Origin of the sequence: Streptomyces sp. ISL-36 (assembly GCF_018614205.1) — a bacterium.
Lineage (GTDB): Bacteria > Actinomycetota > Actinomycetes > Streptomycetales > Streptomycetaceae > Streptomyces.
On the sequence record NZ_JAGGOS010000062.1, the window covers coordinates 1 to 14936 of the forward strand.

At 67.3% G+C, this 14936-nt stretch carries 11 protein-coding genes and 2 pseudogenes; 8 read left to right on the forward strand and 5 right to left on the reverse strand.

Features of this window, described 5'->3' with window-relative positions:
* The first annotated feature begins 6 nt into the window (after positions 1 to 6).
* Positions 7 to 459, forward strand: coding sequence for a transposase family protein (locus J7E93_RS38370; RefSeq protein WP_374105395.1), 453 nt, complete (start codon positions 7 to 9; stop codon positions 457 to 459).
* Here J7E93_RS38370 and J7E93_RS17195 read toward each other — a convergent pair.
* The 3 genes and pseudogenes from J7E93_RS17195 to J7E93_RS17205 form a co-directional block, all read right to left on the reverse strand.
* The gene (locus J7E93_RS17195; protein ID WP_215070312.1) at positions 419 to 3295 is read right to left on the reverse strand and encodes a M48 family metalloprotease; all 2877 of its coding nucleotides are present in this window, start codon (positions 3293 to 3295) and stop codon (positions 419 to 421) included. The two genes, J7E93_RS38370 and J7E93_RS17195, sit on opposite strands and share 41 nt — an antisense overlap.
* A 35-nt stretch (positions 3296 to 3330) precedes the next feature.
* Positions 3331 to 3732, reverse strand: coding sequence for a hypothetical protein (locus tag J7E93_RS17200; protein WP_215070314.1), 402 nt, complete (start codon positions 3730 to 3732; stop codon positions 3331 to 3333).
* Between the two features lie 317 nt (positions 3733 to 4049).
* Positions 4050 to 4247: pseudogene (locus J7E93_RS17205) on the reverse strand (Tn3 family transposase); the annotation flags it as partial.
* A 303-nt stretch (positions 4248 to 4550) separates the two neighbouring features.
* On the opposite strand from J7E93_RS17205, the gene J7E93_RS17210 reads away from it, so the two are divergent.
* Positions 4551 to 6065, forward strand: a complete 1515-nt coding sequence (locus tag J7E93_RS17210; protein ID WP_374105396.1) for an ISL3 family transposase — start codon at positions 4551 to 4553, stop codon at positions 6063 to 6065.
* A 15-nt stretch (positions 6066 to 6080) separates the two neighbouring features.
* On the opposite strand, the gene J7E93_RS17215 is transcribed toward J7E93_RS17210, so the two are convergent.
* On the reverse strand, positions 6081 to 6686 hold the full coding sequence (locus J7E93_RS17215) for a YrhB domain-containing protein (RefSeq protein ID WP_308368692.1): 606 nt from the start codon (positions 6684 to 6686) through the stop codon (positions 6081 to 6083).
* 1077 nt (positions 6687 to 7763) lie between these two features.
* Here J7E93_RS17215 and J7E93_RS17220 point away from each other — a divergent pair.
* From J7E93_RS17220 to J7E93_RS17235, 4 genes are all read left to right on the forward strand, one after another.
* Complete coding sequence (locus tag J7E93_RS17220) at positions 7764 to 9140, forward strand: IS1380 family transposase (protein ID WP_215070318.1); 1377 nt, start codon at positions 7764 to 7766, stop codon at positions 9138 to 9140.
* Between the two features lie 292 nt (positions 9141 to 9432).
* Positions 9433 to 9705, forward strand: a complete 273-nt coding sequence (locus tag J7E93_RS17225) for a hypothetical protein (protein ID WP_215070320.1) — start codon at positions 9433 to 9435, stop codon at positions 9703 to 9705.
* Positions 9706 to 9832: 127 nt separating this feature from the next.
* Positions 9833 to 11023 (forward strand): hypothetical protein, encoded by a 1191-nt coding sequence (locus tag J7E93_RS17230; RefSeq protein WP_251066665.1) that lies wholly within the window; start codon positions 9833 to 9835, stop codon positions 11021 to 11023.
* A 104-nt stretch (positions 11024 to 11127) separates the two neighbouring features.
* Entirely contained in the window at positions 11128 to 12156 is a 1029-nt protein-coding gene (locus J7E93_RS17235; RefSeq protein ID WP_215070322.1) for a YaaC family protein, read from the forward strand.
* A 235-nt stretch (positions 12157 to 12391) separates the two neighbouring features.
* Here J7E93_RS17235 and J7E93_RS17240 read toward each other — a convergent pair.
* Positions 12392 to 12742, reverse strand: a pseudogene (locus J7E93_RS17240) (helicase associated domain-containing protein); the annotation flags it as partial.
* 22 nt (positions 12743 to 12764) lie between these two features.
* On the opposite strand from J7E93_RS17240, the gene J7E93_RS17245 reads away from it, so the two are divergent.
* Both J7E93_RS17245 and J7E93_RS17250 read left to right on the forward strand, forming a co-directional pair.
* Positions 12765 to 14021, forward strand: coding sequence for a DUF6236 family protein (locus tag J7E93_RS17245; protein WP_215070326.1), 1257 nt, complete (start codon positions 12765 to 12767; stop codon positions 14019 to 14021).
* Between the two features lie 201 nt (positions 14022 to 14222).
* A complete protein-coding gene (locus tag J7E93_RS17250; RefSeq protein WP_215070328.1) occupies positions 14223 to 14774 on the forward strand; it encodes a hypothetical protein in 552 nt (183 codons plus the stop codon).
* The last annotated feature ends 162 nt before the right edge of the window (positions 14775 to 14936 follow it).

A 14936-nucleotide genomic window follows, 5' to 3' on the forward strand; every position in this document is an offset into this window, starting at 1 on the left:
CGGCATGTGGCCCGGCCCCGCAGCTGTCCCGGCTGCCGTGCTCCTGCCCGCCGCGTGCACTCGTCACACGAACGCGGCCTGGCCGAACGTCCACTGACAGGGAAGGAGCTGCAGGTCCGACTGCGGGTGCGGCGGTTCTTCTGCGACCGTACCTCCTGCCACAAGAAGACGTTCGTCGAGCCGGTCAGCAGGTTAAGCGAGCGCTGTCGTCGCTCCAGCCTCGGTTGGGGTGCCGTTGGAACCACGTTCTTCCAATCCGCCGCTCCTGGATTGGCCAAACCTGCTCAGGCGATCTCCCCGCTCATCGTGTGGTCTTCCCCGGCGCGTCGAACTGTTATCGGTGTATCGGGTGCATGCGACGTAGATCCGGCTGCGTCTGCGTCTGCGGCACAGATGTTCCTCAGTTCTCGAGGTAGCTTCAGCTGCGCTGTGGTTCAAGGATTCCGCCGCGCTCGATGATGCTCTTGTTACGGATGCTCATGGCCCCCATGGATTTCAGAGCGTCCATGAATTCGTTCAGGGCGGTAACAAGAAGGTGGCCATTGTCGCGGTCCAGGGCACGGTCGCAGTTCGCTGCTCCACGGGTGGCATAGATCTGGGTACGACGCCAATAGGTCTGGGCTCGTAGGTCGGGTACAGGAAAGTACTGGGCGGCGTCGTGGGCGAAGCGACGGAACTGTGCGCACTGGACGCGGGTGCGAGCCTCGTCGATGCCGTCCGGATTCTGGAGGAGTGGTGCGAGCTCGCGGTTGATGGTGAGGTAGCGGAGCTGCAGGTCTTTCCCGCCGTATTTCTCCCAGGCGTACACCTGTAGAGCGCGGGTCCTGGGGGATGGAGTAGCGGGAGGCTGGACCTGGAAGGGTACGGCGTTGTGCGTCGTTGAGCGGCTCACAGCGCGGTTGAACAAGTCAGTCGCGGTGACGGCCAGCGTCGCGGCGCACAGCGCACCCACACACAGCCGGCGGGCCAGCAGGCGGTCGCGTATGGGATGCCACTGCCCCGGAAGCGAGGCCGGTTCCGTACGGGGTCGGCGGGTGGTGAGCGCCCTGTGCAGGGCGCTCACCACGGCGGCCGCGAAAGCGGCAGCGAGCGCAGCGAGCACGGGGACGGGGCCCATGATGAGGCGGAAGCTGCGGAGCACGGATGCGTCGGGGCGGAGCGAACAGGTGGACTGCAGGGTGTTCAGTGGCGTGACGCAGCCGTCTAGGGAGGCGAGCACGAACGCTCCGGCGAAACCGGCCAGCACTGTGGTCTGCGCGGCGATGAGGGCGCACAGCAGCCGGTAGCGGTCGGTCAGGGCCGCTGCGGCGGCTGCGGCAGCAGTCGCTGCAGCGACCAGGAGCATCAGCACCCAGGCCATATAGATCCACAGGTGTAGCTGGCCGCGCTCTGCGGGCGGCGGCCGCCAGGTGTGCATGTATGCCATTACCACCGCGATGGCGATGGTGGCCAGCGCTGCCCCCAACAGGCCGGGCAGCATTATCCGGCGCAGTGGCGGAAGCAGCGATGCCCGAAGCGGCGTGGTGGCGCGGTCCGCGGCGGAACGGAGGGCCCAAACCGTCAGCGGCAGCAGCCACAAGGCCGCGACCGCGGTCAGAGAACCAGCCCAGTGGGTCAGGGTTGTCATCGCGGGCCACAGGGTGGCCATCCCGTCCAGGATGCCTTCCTGCTCCGCAACCTGCCCCGGCGATAACCCGTTTACCAGCCTGGCACGCATCACCTCCCTTGAGTGCCATCCCCTGAGGGCGTAGGCCACGCCAACCACCTGCCACCAGGCGAACCACGACACCAGCAGCACCGCACCGGCCACCGACCCCAGCAACAACAATGGCCGGACACGCCTTGGCCATACCCTGGTCCACAGCCGGGCGCACTGGGCGGTCCACCAGCAGAAGGCCACACCAGCGGCGAACGGGAACAGCAGCATCACGGGGTTGCCGGGTAGCCAGGTATCGGTCCCGAACTGGTAGCCCAGCAGTCCTCCGGCTGTCATGCCGATGCCCAGCCACAACCCGGCGCGTACGCCAGAGGGTTCGCGCCGTCCGGTGAGCACAGCGTGCGCGGCCGCCCGCCACAGGGCGACCCCTGCCACCCCGGCGACCAGCACGGATGTCACCACCCAGGAAGCCTTCTCCAGGAGCGGGAGACTGTGTCTCACGTCGTAGAGTTGCACCTGGGCGTTGATCACCGGGGCGGCCACCCCGGTGAGGAACATCGGCAGCGCCCGTACACTGAACAGTTCCGCGGGATCGGCCAGCGCCTCCCGGCGCAGGTCCCACTGCGGGTGGGTCCGCAACAGCTCCGCGAAGGACGCCCATAGCCGCCGCACACCGCGTGGCACAGCAACCACGTCCGGGCCGGCCGCGTGGGCCGCCCAGTGGTGCGGGGCCGCGCCCCAGCGCACCGCCGTCAGGTCGGCGTGGATCTCCCGGCTGCGCAGCACGTCCGCCCTCGCAAGGTGGACCAGCAGCACCAGCACGGCCGCAAGGCCGAGCAGCCGGGCTATGAGCAGTCTGCTGCCGTCCATCCCCGCCATCGCCTCGGGCGCCAGCGGCGCACGTACCTCCAGGGCGAACAGTGCCATCCACACCGTCAGATAGAGCATCAGCGCCACGTACGGCAACAGCACCATGCCGAGGAATGCCCGCCACAGCGCCACGGTGAGGTAGCTGAGGGTGACATCGCCGTTGCGGATATGCGCGAACTCGTGCAGCAGCACCGCGCGGAAGCCCTCCGGATCGGTACGCGCGCGCACCAGCAGACCGCCGTGCAGACACATCACTGGCCGCCTGTTGCTGCCGAACACCACCGCGCCGGCCGAGGCGGCCGTCGGGTCGACGACCACTCGCGGCGCCCGCCTCAGTCCCGCCGCCGTAGCCAGTTCCGCCACCGCGCCCCGTACCGCGCCGTCGCCGTCCACCGCCTCCAGCGGGACGACTCGTCCGCGCCGCGCCTTCCACGCCGGTATCGTCCACATCAGTACGGCGGCGACCACCACCACTAAAAGCGGCCAAACCTCGGATACCCACCAGGGCGAGGTGTCCTTCGGGCCATAGCGGGCCAGGCACTCCCGGTAGGCGCTGGTGTCCGCCTGCGGGACCGCCCCGCCGATGCGGGACGGGTCTCCCCCTGCGGCGAGTTCGCAGCCGTTCGTGCTGCCCGTGCGCGAGGTCGAAGCCGCACCGAACCCGGAACCCAGGGTCAGCATGGTCATAAAGGCGCTGCTCACCACGATCAACACCACCAACAGAATGAAGCGCAGCGTGGTGCCCGAAGGCATCGAGCGCTCGTCCACGCGCGGCAGTGTGAGGTGTCCGGTGGCCGTCACCATCACGGCCTCTCCGGCGTGCTGCCCTCGCTGCTGCCGCCTGTGTCCGGCGGCTCCCCACCCGCGCTGCCGCTCGTACCACCGTCCGCAGCTCCGCCCAACTCGCCTAGCGCTGCGGGCGGTACCGCCTCCATGGTGCCCAGCACAAGCCTGACCACCACCGCTTCGGCGATCGTCTCGGCACGCTCCCGCTCCAGGCCGCGCTGGGCCGCCACCTCCAGCACCCGCTGCCGCACCTCGGCCAACTGCTCGGGGGTCAGCGGAGGCACCGTCGCCGGTTCCGCGTTTCTGCGGAAGACCCTGCGCAGCAGGCCCCTCGTCCCACGGAGCGCACCGTCCGCCGCTCGCTCGCCCAGCTGCCGTACGGTCTGGTCCAGCGCCAGCCACACCACCCCCGTAACCAACGCGACAACCTCACCCGCCCCAAAGCCCAACGGCTCGCGCCGCCGCCCACCCCGGTGCCCTAACCTTCGCACGACCGTGGCGTCACCGAACCGAGCCAGCCCTTCCATCACGGGCAGTTCTTCCCGCGCGACCCGGGCCACCACATCGTGTACGACCTCCCGCACGGTTCCTGCGTTCGTATGCTCCTCGTACGAGGCCGCCTCAGTCTCCATACTTGTCCCCCTATGCCCTCTCGAAGTCCGGCCTGTCCACGCTAGCCCGGACGAGCCCGTCAGCATCAGCATTCGCCTCGCTCACTTCCGCTGGCCGACGCCGCCTACTCCTCGTCATCGTCGAGTTCTGGTGCCTTAAGGTCGCGCAGGGGCCTCAGGACCCCGCCGGCCGGGGTGGCGGCGGTGAAGCTGTACCGGCCGAGCACGTTGAGGTTCTTGTGCTTGAGCGGGGAAAGCCGGGCGATGTCCTCCTCGCGGATCTCGTGGCCCTCGGCCTGGAGCTGGGCGACAAGGCCAGGGAGTGGCTGGAGGACTGGACGGATGGCTTCGTTCACGTTCAGCAGCAGCGTTTGTCGATGAGTTTCAGCAGCGGTTGGTCAACATCTGGGTCGTGGATGTTCACGAGAATTGGTTCTGGCTCAGCTTCCGTGCAGCGGCCACTGTGAGTGACGGATGAGTGCCTCCAGGCCCTATTCGAATTTGCCCAAAAATGAGCCGTGGCCAAGAGGATTGGGCTGACAGTTCGGGCTGTGGAAGAGGTTGTGCTCCGGCTGAAGGAGCTGTTGTTCCCGTCGATCGCGGACGTTGCGGTGCTGTCGGTGGACGTGACTGTCGAGATAGTGCGCGTTGACGCGCACTGCGCCACGGCTGGCGCCGCTTGCCCGGGATGTGGGGCCTGGTCGACCCGGGTGCACAGCTCCTATCTACGCTTTCCCTCCGACGTACCGAGCGCCGGACGAAGGGTGGTAGTTCAGCTGCGAGTTCGGCGGTTTCGGTGCCGGAACACCGTTTGCCCGCGCCAGACCTTCGTGGAGCAGATATCCGGCCTGACCCGCAGGTACGCCCAGTGCACCGAACGGATGCGTTCGACCTTGGCTGCCGTCGGCCTCGCCCTGGCCGGCCGGGCCGGCGCTCGGCTGGCTGCCGTCCTTGGCGTGTCCGTCAGCCGGAGCACCATCGTGCGCCTGGCCGACGCGCTGCCCGAGCCGGAGGTGCCAGCGCCGCGGGTCGTCGGCGTCGACGAGTACGCCACCCGCAAGGGCCGCCACTACGGCACCGTTCTGGTGGACATCGAAACCCGCCGCCCGATCGACCTACTCCCAGACCGGGAGGCAGCGAGCCTGGCCGCGTGGCTCGCCCAGCGGCCCGGTGTCGAGGTGGTCTGCCGGGACCGCGCGCCGTTCTTCGCCGAGGGTGCCGCGGCCGGAGCGCCGCAGGCGGTCCAGGTCGCGGACCGGTGGCATCTCTGGCACAACTTGAGCGAGGCCGCCGAGCGGTGCGTCGCCCAGCATCGCCGCTGCCTGCGCGTCCTGATGCCCACAACACCGCAGTCCGAATCTGAGCCGGTCCCGTCCGCGTCACCTTGGCCACGAGGACACCGGTTCGCCGACCGGACTCGGTCCCGGCACTCAGCCGTTCACGCCCTGCTCAAGGCAGGCCACAGCCGACGCTCCGTCCAGCGGCAGCTCGGCATGACCTGGCGCACCGTCAAGCAGTTCGCCGACGCGGCGACGCCAGAGGAACTGTTCACTGGCCAGTGGCAGAACCGGCCCGCAGTCCTCGATGACTACAAGCCCTACCTGGACGACCGCTGGAACGAGGGCTGCACCAACGCGTGGAAGCTGTGGGAGGAGATCGTGCCGCTCAACTACAAGGGCAGCTACCAGCGTGTTCGCGCCTACCTGCACGTTAAGCGCACCTCGCCACGACCGGTGATTGCCCGGCCGCCCTCGCCCCGTGCCGTCGCCGGATGGATCCTCCGGCACCCGGACACGCTCACCGAATCGGAGCAGATCCAGCTCAAGGCCGTCCGGACACACTGCCCCGAACTGGACGCCCTCACGCGCCACGTCCGATCCTTTGCGAGCATGCTCACCGGCCGCCAGGGAGAGCGTCTACCAGAGTGGCTCGACGCCGTCCGGCAGGAGGACCTGCCCAGCCTCCATACGCTCGCCGCTGGCATCGACCGGGACCGCGATGCTGTCATCGCCGGCCTCACCCTGCCTTGGAGCTCGGGCGTTGTCGAAGGCCATGTCAACCGGATCAAAATGCTCAAGCGACAGATGTTTGGCCGCGCTGGCTTCTCGCTCCTGCGTAAGCGAGTTCTCCTTGCTTCGTGAAGGCAGCTGCTGCGGTCAAGCACCTCGACGGTTCTCGGCATTGCGGATGGTTACCACGGACAAAACCGGGTCAGTAGGCGGCACCAGCTCTCCGGAGGAGACCTCTACAAGGTGCGCTGGAGCATCGCCATGTTGCAAGGCGGTCACGTACTCGATTGTCTGAGCGTGGGAGAGTACTGGCACTTTTTGGCGCAGGGTGTGCATGGCATGCACCCTCCCACGAGCGTCTGCCACCGCCCGGACCTCATCGTGTAGATCGTCCACTGCGGTCCGCGTGACCTGCCTTCGAATACGGACTCGGTAGTCCGCCTCCCACGCGTCCGTTACTGCGGAGACGACATCGATCTGGTGCAGGCTTCCGTCGACGCGGTCATCAAGGTACGGCCCATTCCCGGCCAGCGCGAAGTCTGGATTCCGAGTGCGCAGATACTCCTCAGATGTCCAGGAAACGATCCATACCAGCTCGTGCTGGTCTACATGCGACACAGCCATGCGCATCGGGTCAAGCCCAACCGACAGTTCCCGCTGGTAGTCGCGTTCCAGCTCTTCCTCAACGATCTGAACCGCGGCATCTCGCTCAATTACTTTGTCAGCATCCCGTACGGCCCGGATGGCTACCACCAAGGTTTCCTGCTCGCTTCACGGCTTGGCAGACCACAGTGGACGCACGTGAACGGTGCTAACAGGTGCTGCTGATTCTCCGAGCGATGGGGTAGCGACGATCACTTACGGTGACCCTGTCACAGAAGTTGAGCCAGAACCACAACCGGCTCTGGCTCAACTTCCGTGAAGCAGTAACGCTGGGTGCTGTCGAAACCCTGCTCAGCCGACCCGGGACCCAGGTGGCGTCCCACCCGTCTCGGGGCCACTGCAGGCGCATTCCGCCCCACGCCCCTGATCCTGCGTGGCCGTCGGCGTGTCCCCGGCCTGGATGACCAGGTCGTGGCTGCCGCCATCTCTACTCACTGCCCGGACATCACCGAGCCGAAGACCGTACGCGGCTGGGAGGCCGCCTCCCGTCTCTACACCGCCCAGTGGTCCCTGCCCGCCCGCCGCCCCCGGCCCCCGCTCCCGACCCGAACTGGCAACCCCCGGCCGATCCCGGCGTCCCGTCCGCGCGCCTGCTCCCGGGGCAGGACTGTCCGGGGTGGTGGAGCGTGCCCCTCAGCTTCCCGGATAGGGCGACCAGCAAGCCGCAGGCGATGAACCAGCGGACCATGAAGGACGGCACTACCGCCTTCTGCTCGTCCTACATGCTGATCAGCAGCCAGGTCACGACAGTGAGCACGGTGAGAATCCCGATCCACCTGCCGGGAAGGAAGACCTTTTCGTTCTCCTTCGTGCTGCCGTACCACGCTTCGGACTTCACTGTCGCTGACGGCGAAACGGGCGCCAAGGCCTGCTGGAGCTCTTCCGCCCGTCGAACCTGCTCCGGAGTAGGAACGGGACGGAAGCGCCCAGTCGGGTCCGCTCCGGGACGCGTGTACGACCGTGACTTCGACGCCATGTGTCTGCCTCTCTCCCTTTCACCGCAGTGTGGCGGAAGGGAGAGAGGAGAGCGAGCCCCTGGGTTTAACCTCGCGCTTTCATGAAGTGGGCTGTCCAGCAGGTGATCAGGACAGCAGAAAGTGCCTCTGACCAGCGAGAATGAGGATTGTCTAGGCCCTTGTTCCCGCCCCTGTCGGAGGCACTTTCCAGGTGAAGAAGCGTATCGGGTCGTACCCGCGCGTCCGCGTCGAGGGCGGTGGTCGCGGAGTGGTCTCGCAGGCCGGGGCCGTGCTGCTGGTGGAGACGATCCGCAAGTCCGGTCTGGATCAGGCGATATCGACGGCACTGGCGCCCTGGCGGAAGCCCCGTGCGGTGCACGATCCCGGCAAGGTCCTGCTGGATGTGGCGCTCGCGGTCGCGCTCGGCGGCGACTGCCTCGCCGATGTCGCCATGCTGCGGGCCGAGCCGGCGATGTTCGGGCCGGTCGCCTCGGATCCGACGGTCTCCCGGCTCGTCGGCACCCTCGCCGCCGGTGGGAACCGTGCGCTGACCGCGATCCGCCAGGCCCGCGCTCACGCCCGCGAACACGTCTGGCAACTGGCCGGCGACACGGCGCCGGACGCCGACGGGCAGGTGACCGTGGACCTGGACGGTGTCCTGGTGATCTCCCACTCCGACAAGCAGGACGCGGCCGCCACCTGGAAGAAGACCTTCGGGCACCACCCGCTGATGGGGTTCGTCGACCACGGCACCGGCGGGTCCGGCGAGCCGGTGGCCGCTGTGCTGCGGCCCGGAAACGCGGGCACCAACACCGCCGCGGACCACATCACCACCACTCAACTGGCCCTGACCCAGCTGCCGAAGACCTACCGGCGCGGCCGGCGGACGCTGGTCCGCACCGAGTCCGGCGGCGGCACCCACGAGTTCGTGGGCTGGCTCGCGAAGCGCGGCCGGTGGCTGTCGTACTCAGTCGGCATGACCATCACCGAGCAGATTCACCAGGCCGTCCTCAAGGTCCCGGCCCCGGCCTGGACACCGGCGGTCGAGCCCGGCGGCGAGATCCGGGACGGGGCCTGGGTCGCCGAGATCACCGGCGACTGCCTCAAGGGCTGGCCGAAGGGGATGCGGCTGATCGTCCGCAAGGAACGGCCGCACCCCGGCGCCCAGTTGCGGATCACCGACGCCGACGGACTGCGGCTGACCTGCTTCGCCACCAACACCACCGACATGCCGATCGCGGCACTGGAGCTGAGGCACCGCCGGCGAGCCCGAGCCGAGGACCGCATCCGTGCCGCGCGGGCCACCGGCCTGCGCAACCTGCCCCTGCACGACACCGCGCAGAACCAGATCTGGCTGGAGATCGTCCAGCTCGCCCTCGACCTCCTCGCATGGATGCCCATGCTCGCCCTGACCGGCGAAACCCGCAGGTGGAAGCCCCGCCGCCTGAGGCTCCGCCTCTTCTCCGCCGCCGCCCAGATCATCACCACCGCCCGCCGCCGGCACCTGAGGTTCGCACGCCACTGGCCCTGGACCGACGTGATCACCGACGCCCTGACACGACTCGCAACTCTCCCGAACCCGGGCTGACCAGCACGTTCCCGTCCCTGCGAGCAGCACCACCCCGACTGGAGCCGTGGAACCCGGCGCCCACCCGACGCGACAGCCGGGCCATCAGCCTGACCGCCACCAGCCCGAACAACCGAAACGGCCCGCCGAAGAAACCGACGGACCGTCACGAAAGATCGAGGTTAATACACGCCGGGATCGGGAGCAGGGGCCAAGCCATGCCCGAGCAGAGAGCCAGTGGTCCCTGGCTCTCTCGCTTCCACAAGTAACGAGACCGAACCCGGCTGTCAGTGGTGGCTGCAAAGCTGAACAGATGGACCGTGACGACGAGCAGCTGCTGCGCCGACGGGTCTACCGCGCCGAGCATGACCACTCGAGCCCGCAGCACGACCGGGTCTACGCCGAACTGATCGGCGGACTGCTGGACGGCCTGCTGCTCGACATCACCGGCTGGACAGCGGAAGAGACCGAGACCGGTGTCGCGCTGATGACCGAGCTTGGACAGTTCGGCGCCGGCGGTCGGGCCCTGTACGACCCGCGACCCGGCGAGCGCAACCGTTGGGACTGGCAAGGCGATGGTCCCTGAGGTCAGGTCAGACACAGTCATGCGGGCGGCGCCGTAATTCGGTTATACATCCGCCCCGGTCTGAGTACTTTTATCTGAAATCGATTGAGCCTGACGCGGACAGAGCGAGGCGGCCATACAGGACCCTGTGGTTGAAGACTACCGTCGATCGCGTGTTGCGGAGCTTATCCGGCGCCTTGACCCCGACATCCGAATGGCCCTGCACCTCGACGATACGGCCGTCGTCGCTGCCGACCTGCTGGTCTCGCTCTGCCGTCTGCTGATGGACGACAGTCCCCAGCCCTGGCAGGACCGGCTTGAAGCCTTCTTCGACGAGTTCGACCTCACGGACGTGGAAGCCGGGATCAGCTTCACTGTCGCCCAGCTGCAGGACCGCGACCAGGCGATGGCCTGGATGAACTCGTTCAAGGGCAGGAACTACCGACTCTTCGCGCTTCGACTCCTGGGGGCAGCTGAGTTCAGGCGCCTGATGGAAGCGCTCAAGGCAGACAGTGCGGTCGTAGCCCTGGCATTCCGGCGGGGGATCCGTGGGCTGATGCCATTCGCCGTAGCGTGGAGTGACGCGCTCAACAACATGACGGAGAACCAGAGGAAGGCCATCTCCCAGACCGACCTTCTCAGCATCGAGCTGGCTCGCGGGATCGCCATGATCGACGAAAAGATCGGTGAGAAAGTTATCGCCACGCTCCCCATGCAGCTCACGGCTGCTACCGCTGACGATCTCTTCAACTGGAACCCGGACAACCTGACAGAGGTCGTCACCAGCGTCAGGTATCGGGTAGCGGAGTCCTCGGCCAAAAGACTTGAGCGCGAGAACTCCCAGCTCGTCAGGAAGATCCGGGGAGCCAAGGACGCCCTGCTGCACTCCGAGGACGGAATCTCCCAGGCAGCCAACTCGCTGATCGAGCTCATCGACCGGATCATGCGGGAGACGTTCTCCAAAGAGGAAGTTGTGACCTGGGTCAAAGCCAACCTGCCGGACGACCCTCTACTCACCCACGAGAAGGACGGCGTTACCCTGCCGACCAAGAGGGCCGAGGCACTCTGCTTTGTCTACCGCGGTGGCTCTGTAGCCCGGGAAGCCACAGAGCACGATGATGGCAAGGGGCCGTTCCTCGTTCACGACGCCTTGGCTCGTGTGATCGTGACCACTCGCACCAGCCTGCAGAAGTTCAAGCACGATGACAGCGGTACTCAGGAGGAAAAGGACCAACTGCTCGCTCTCCTCACCGGTCTCGAGGGAGCCTTGCTACTCGGCCTTTCCCTCAGTCAGGTCGGCATCTCACCGCACGGTGCGCCTACTGAGCCTGAAGCCTGACTGCGTGAAGCCGGGACTGGGCAGGACCTCCCCGCCCGATCCTGCGCGCTTCCACGGGTAATGTTCCAGCGCGGTTTGCCCAGAGCCGGGTAGCGTCCTTAGCCATGTACAGCGATCTCGGCACCGATCAGGCCTGGGAGCGGCTGCGGGCCAGCCGCTCGAATCCACCGGGCAGGGCCAGCACCGGAACCCGCCGCAGGACTTACGCAGCCGCACTGGAACACGCCGGGCAGATGTTCCGGGCCGCCGCTGTCGTAGACCCGGCTACGCGCCCCTTGCAGGTCTTCTACGGCCTCAGCCAGGCCGGGCGCGCCATCGCCGCCGCGTCCTGGTCTCTCAAGGGCCAGGACTGGAACCTCGAGTCCCACGGGATCAAGACCACAGGCTTCCACCTACCGTTTCCCGACATCGAGATCCGCACCGACTCGTCCGGTACCCAGGGCAGCTTCGTGCGGGTCAGCGAAGCGCTTGACTCTCCGGTATGGGGGACGGATCCCATACGCCTGGAGGACGTCTGGGATCTGCTGCCGCCGAACCAGGGCTATCCGCTCACCACCCGGGATCGACTCATCCCTCTGTTCGCGGGCGACGTCATTGTCGGTGACTACGCACATCCTTTGCTGAGCGTTCCCGTATACGACATCCCCGATCGGGTCATCAACGCTGGCACCCGCGAGGCACTTGCTGACTTTCTCACCGCATACCCGGCTGTCGCCCAGCACGACAGCTACGTCACCACCCGCGCCCTCAGCCTTGGCTCTGAGGCGCCCCCGGACTACAGCCGCCTCGAGAACGGTATCGGCGGACTGACGGTCAACTGGCAGATGCCTCAGGGACCAGCCACCACAACCGAGCGCCGCGAGCATCTGCGGAGCATGACGCGCCCTTACGCAGGAGAACGGTACTTTCTGCCCGTCCTCTCTCCGATGGAACGGGAGCTGCATCCACTGATGGCGTGGTGGGCTGTCCTGTACACCCTGTCTATGCTCGCCCGCTACCAGCCCGCGACTTGGATCAAGCTCATTAGCGTCGACGACAGCCAGCACGCCCTCCCAATCGAACGGCTCCTGGAACGCGCGATCAAGCACCTCCCTCTCCTGATCGCGGACGCCATCGCGGAAGTCAGCAGCTGAGCGAGCACTGCCACGGTGGCCGAGGCGCGCGATCTGCCAGCTGGCGGGCGGCACGGTGAGGAGGTGGTTCAAGGCCAGGATCACGGCGGCTTGGCGGCCTCGGCTGCGGGGCAATGACGGCCCGGTGAACCGGAGCTCGTCGATCGTCCACACCAGTCACCCAGCCGCCGCCACGGCCGCACCCGTCCGAGGAGGTATCCGGCCGAGAGCGCCGCGATCACGACGACCACGCCCGTCATGCCCATCTCATGCCGATTCGGGAGAGCTGCTCGATCCGCTCGGGGGAGAGCGATGCCGCCCGGGAGCGCTGGTTGCTGACCCAGGCGCCGAGTTTGAGTGACACCTCCCGCCGCTCCCGGCCCTCCTCGCCGTCACCGCTGCCGTCGTTGCTGTCGTCGTCGAGGACGACGGTCTCGACGTGCTTCCTCGGCACGATCAGATGGCCCTCGCGCTCGTAGAACCGGCGGGCGGCCTCGTAGTTCAGCGCCCACTTGTCGGCCTGCGTACGGCGCGGCTGCGGCTTCTCGTCCTCGGTCGCGGGTGTGATCCCGAGGACCTGCTCGCACATCCACTGCTGCACGGTCGAGGGCGAGGACCTCGGGCGATGGGTGCGGGCGCAGCGGCTCGGGTGGGACAAGCTCAGGGACGAGCGGTGGCTGAAGACGGCCGCGCTCTACTGGCCTCAGCTGGCTCGGATCGTTCCCGCGCGTTTCCCGGTGACCGATTCGGACACCGCCCGCGCACTCACGGAAGAACTCGACTTCATCGTTCCCATCGAGCCCGCCTCACCCGCGCTGGGAGTCTCGTCCGTCTTCCTGGACGCCATCGCGACTCACGCGGATGATCTGTGGCAACGGTACGGAGCAGACGGGGGGTATGGAGGAGACGGCGGGGCGGTCGCGGGACCGCAACCACGGGGACGGGCCTACCTTCACTGGGGCGAGGTCGCGCCGGACGTGCGGGAGGCCCTGCTCAACGCCCGGCTGGCCGTGCCTTCCCGGGGAACACGCTTCTCGGAGCCGGGCGTGGACGAGTGGATAGGCATGGATCCGGCGCTCGTGTGGGTCTACAAGTGCGCACTGTCCGAGGAGATTGCCCGCCGGGGGCAATTCATCCCCACCACCGACCAGGCCGCGGCACACGCGGCATCCGACGGCTGGACCGCCGAGCGCGTCGCGGAAGTGCTGCTGGACCGGGCGAGCGAGCTGGGGGAACCGAGAGAGGCACCTTCCGGCGATTTCATGGACGCGGTGGGAATGCTGGCGGTGCGCATTGTCGTGCCCGAGGAGCTCGACGCGGTCCCGGTAGGGAAGGTCGTCGAACTGCGCCGACGCCACAAGGACGAGTTCGACGCCTTCAACAGGGAAGTCACCGCCGCTGCCGCCGATCTCCGCGAGCATCTGGCCGATGTGACTCTGTCGACCTCCGTCGACCGCTATGTCTCCATGGAGGTCGAGCGCAGATTCGAACGTCCTCTGGAAGAGCTTCGGCGAGCTATGCGAGGGCTCGGCATCGACACCGCGTTCAGCGCCGCGAATTTGAAGTTCGCGCTCCCGGCCGCGCTGGCGGGCATGGCCAGCGGTGTGTACGCAGGCCCGCTGGTCAGCACTGCCACTGGCGTCACCTTCGCCCTAGCCGGCCTGGCCCGGACTGCGACCGGCGAACGTCAGGCCCTCCGCGCCTCTTCGCCCTCCGCATATCTGCTGTCCGTGGAGAAGGGGCTGGAGCCCCGGTCCCTTGTCCGCCGCGTCTGCCGCCGGATCCCCGGCGTGGGGGGCGACATCGCTGTGTGGACCTTCACGTCCCCTTGGGCTCACCCAGGCCCCAATGCCCGACCGGCACGTGGTGGTACGAGCCCGCGATGACGCCTTCGTCTGGCTGCCTCTCTACCTCGACAGCATCTGTCCTCGCCACCCGGGTCTGCTTCGCCCTCTTGGGTTCAGTCCAGTCGGCAGGAAGCCGGTGTTCCACCCGGTGGGGTGGGGGGCCGCCCATCAGCACACCGTGGCACACTCCTCCCTTGGTCGCGAGGGTGAATGACCCCTGTGACCTGGGAGGGGACAACTGTGAGCAGGACGAAGTGGGCGGCCGTGGCAATAGCGGTCATCATCGCGCTTGGAGCTGCAGGCTGCGGCAAGAGCAACACGAGCACCGGGGCAACCGCCGCTCCAGTGTCGGCGTCGCCACGGCCCAAGGGCACCGGACCGCTCACGAAAGAGGTCGTGCGCACTGATCTCGACACCTCGCTCTCGGACGCGGGCGTTCCGGCGAACGACCCAGAATATGCCGGTACGTTCGAGGAGGGTCCGGCCGGCTCGCTGCCATCATGCACCGTCACTTTCAGAAGCGTCGGTGACGAGACGGCCCCCCTTGACTTTGCCCGCTACAAGGCGGTGGTGGGCGAACTGCGCGAGCGTGACTGGCAGCAGTCCGGGGGACTGAGGGAGCACGAAAACCTGGACGGGGTTATCGGCGACGCCCTCGCGATCCTCAGGCAGCGTGGTTGGACCATGGATGCGCAGTACGGGACCGCTCAGGAGAAGAGCGCGATCACTCTGACGGCCTACAACGACGCATGCATGAAGAAGAACGGTGTCGACGCGAGTCCGCTCGGCTGACCGGGTCACCCCTGCTTAGGTGACGAAGTCGCGAACGAGCGTGTTCACCGCACTGGTGCGGGCCAGAGCTTCCAGGCGTTGGTGCATCCCTCGTTCCAGCGCTCGTCGAGGTAGGTCTTGTACTCGTCGAGGACGGATGGCCGGTTCTGCCATTGGCCGGTG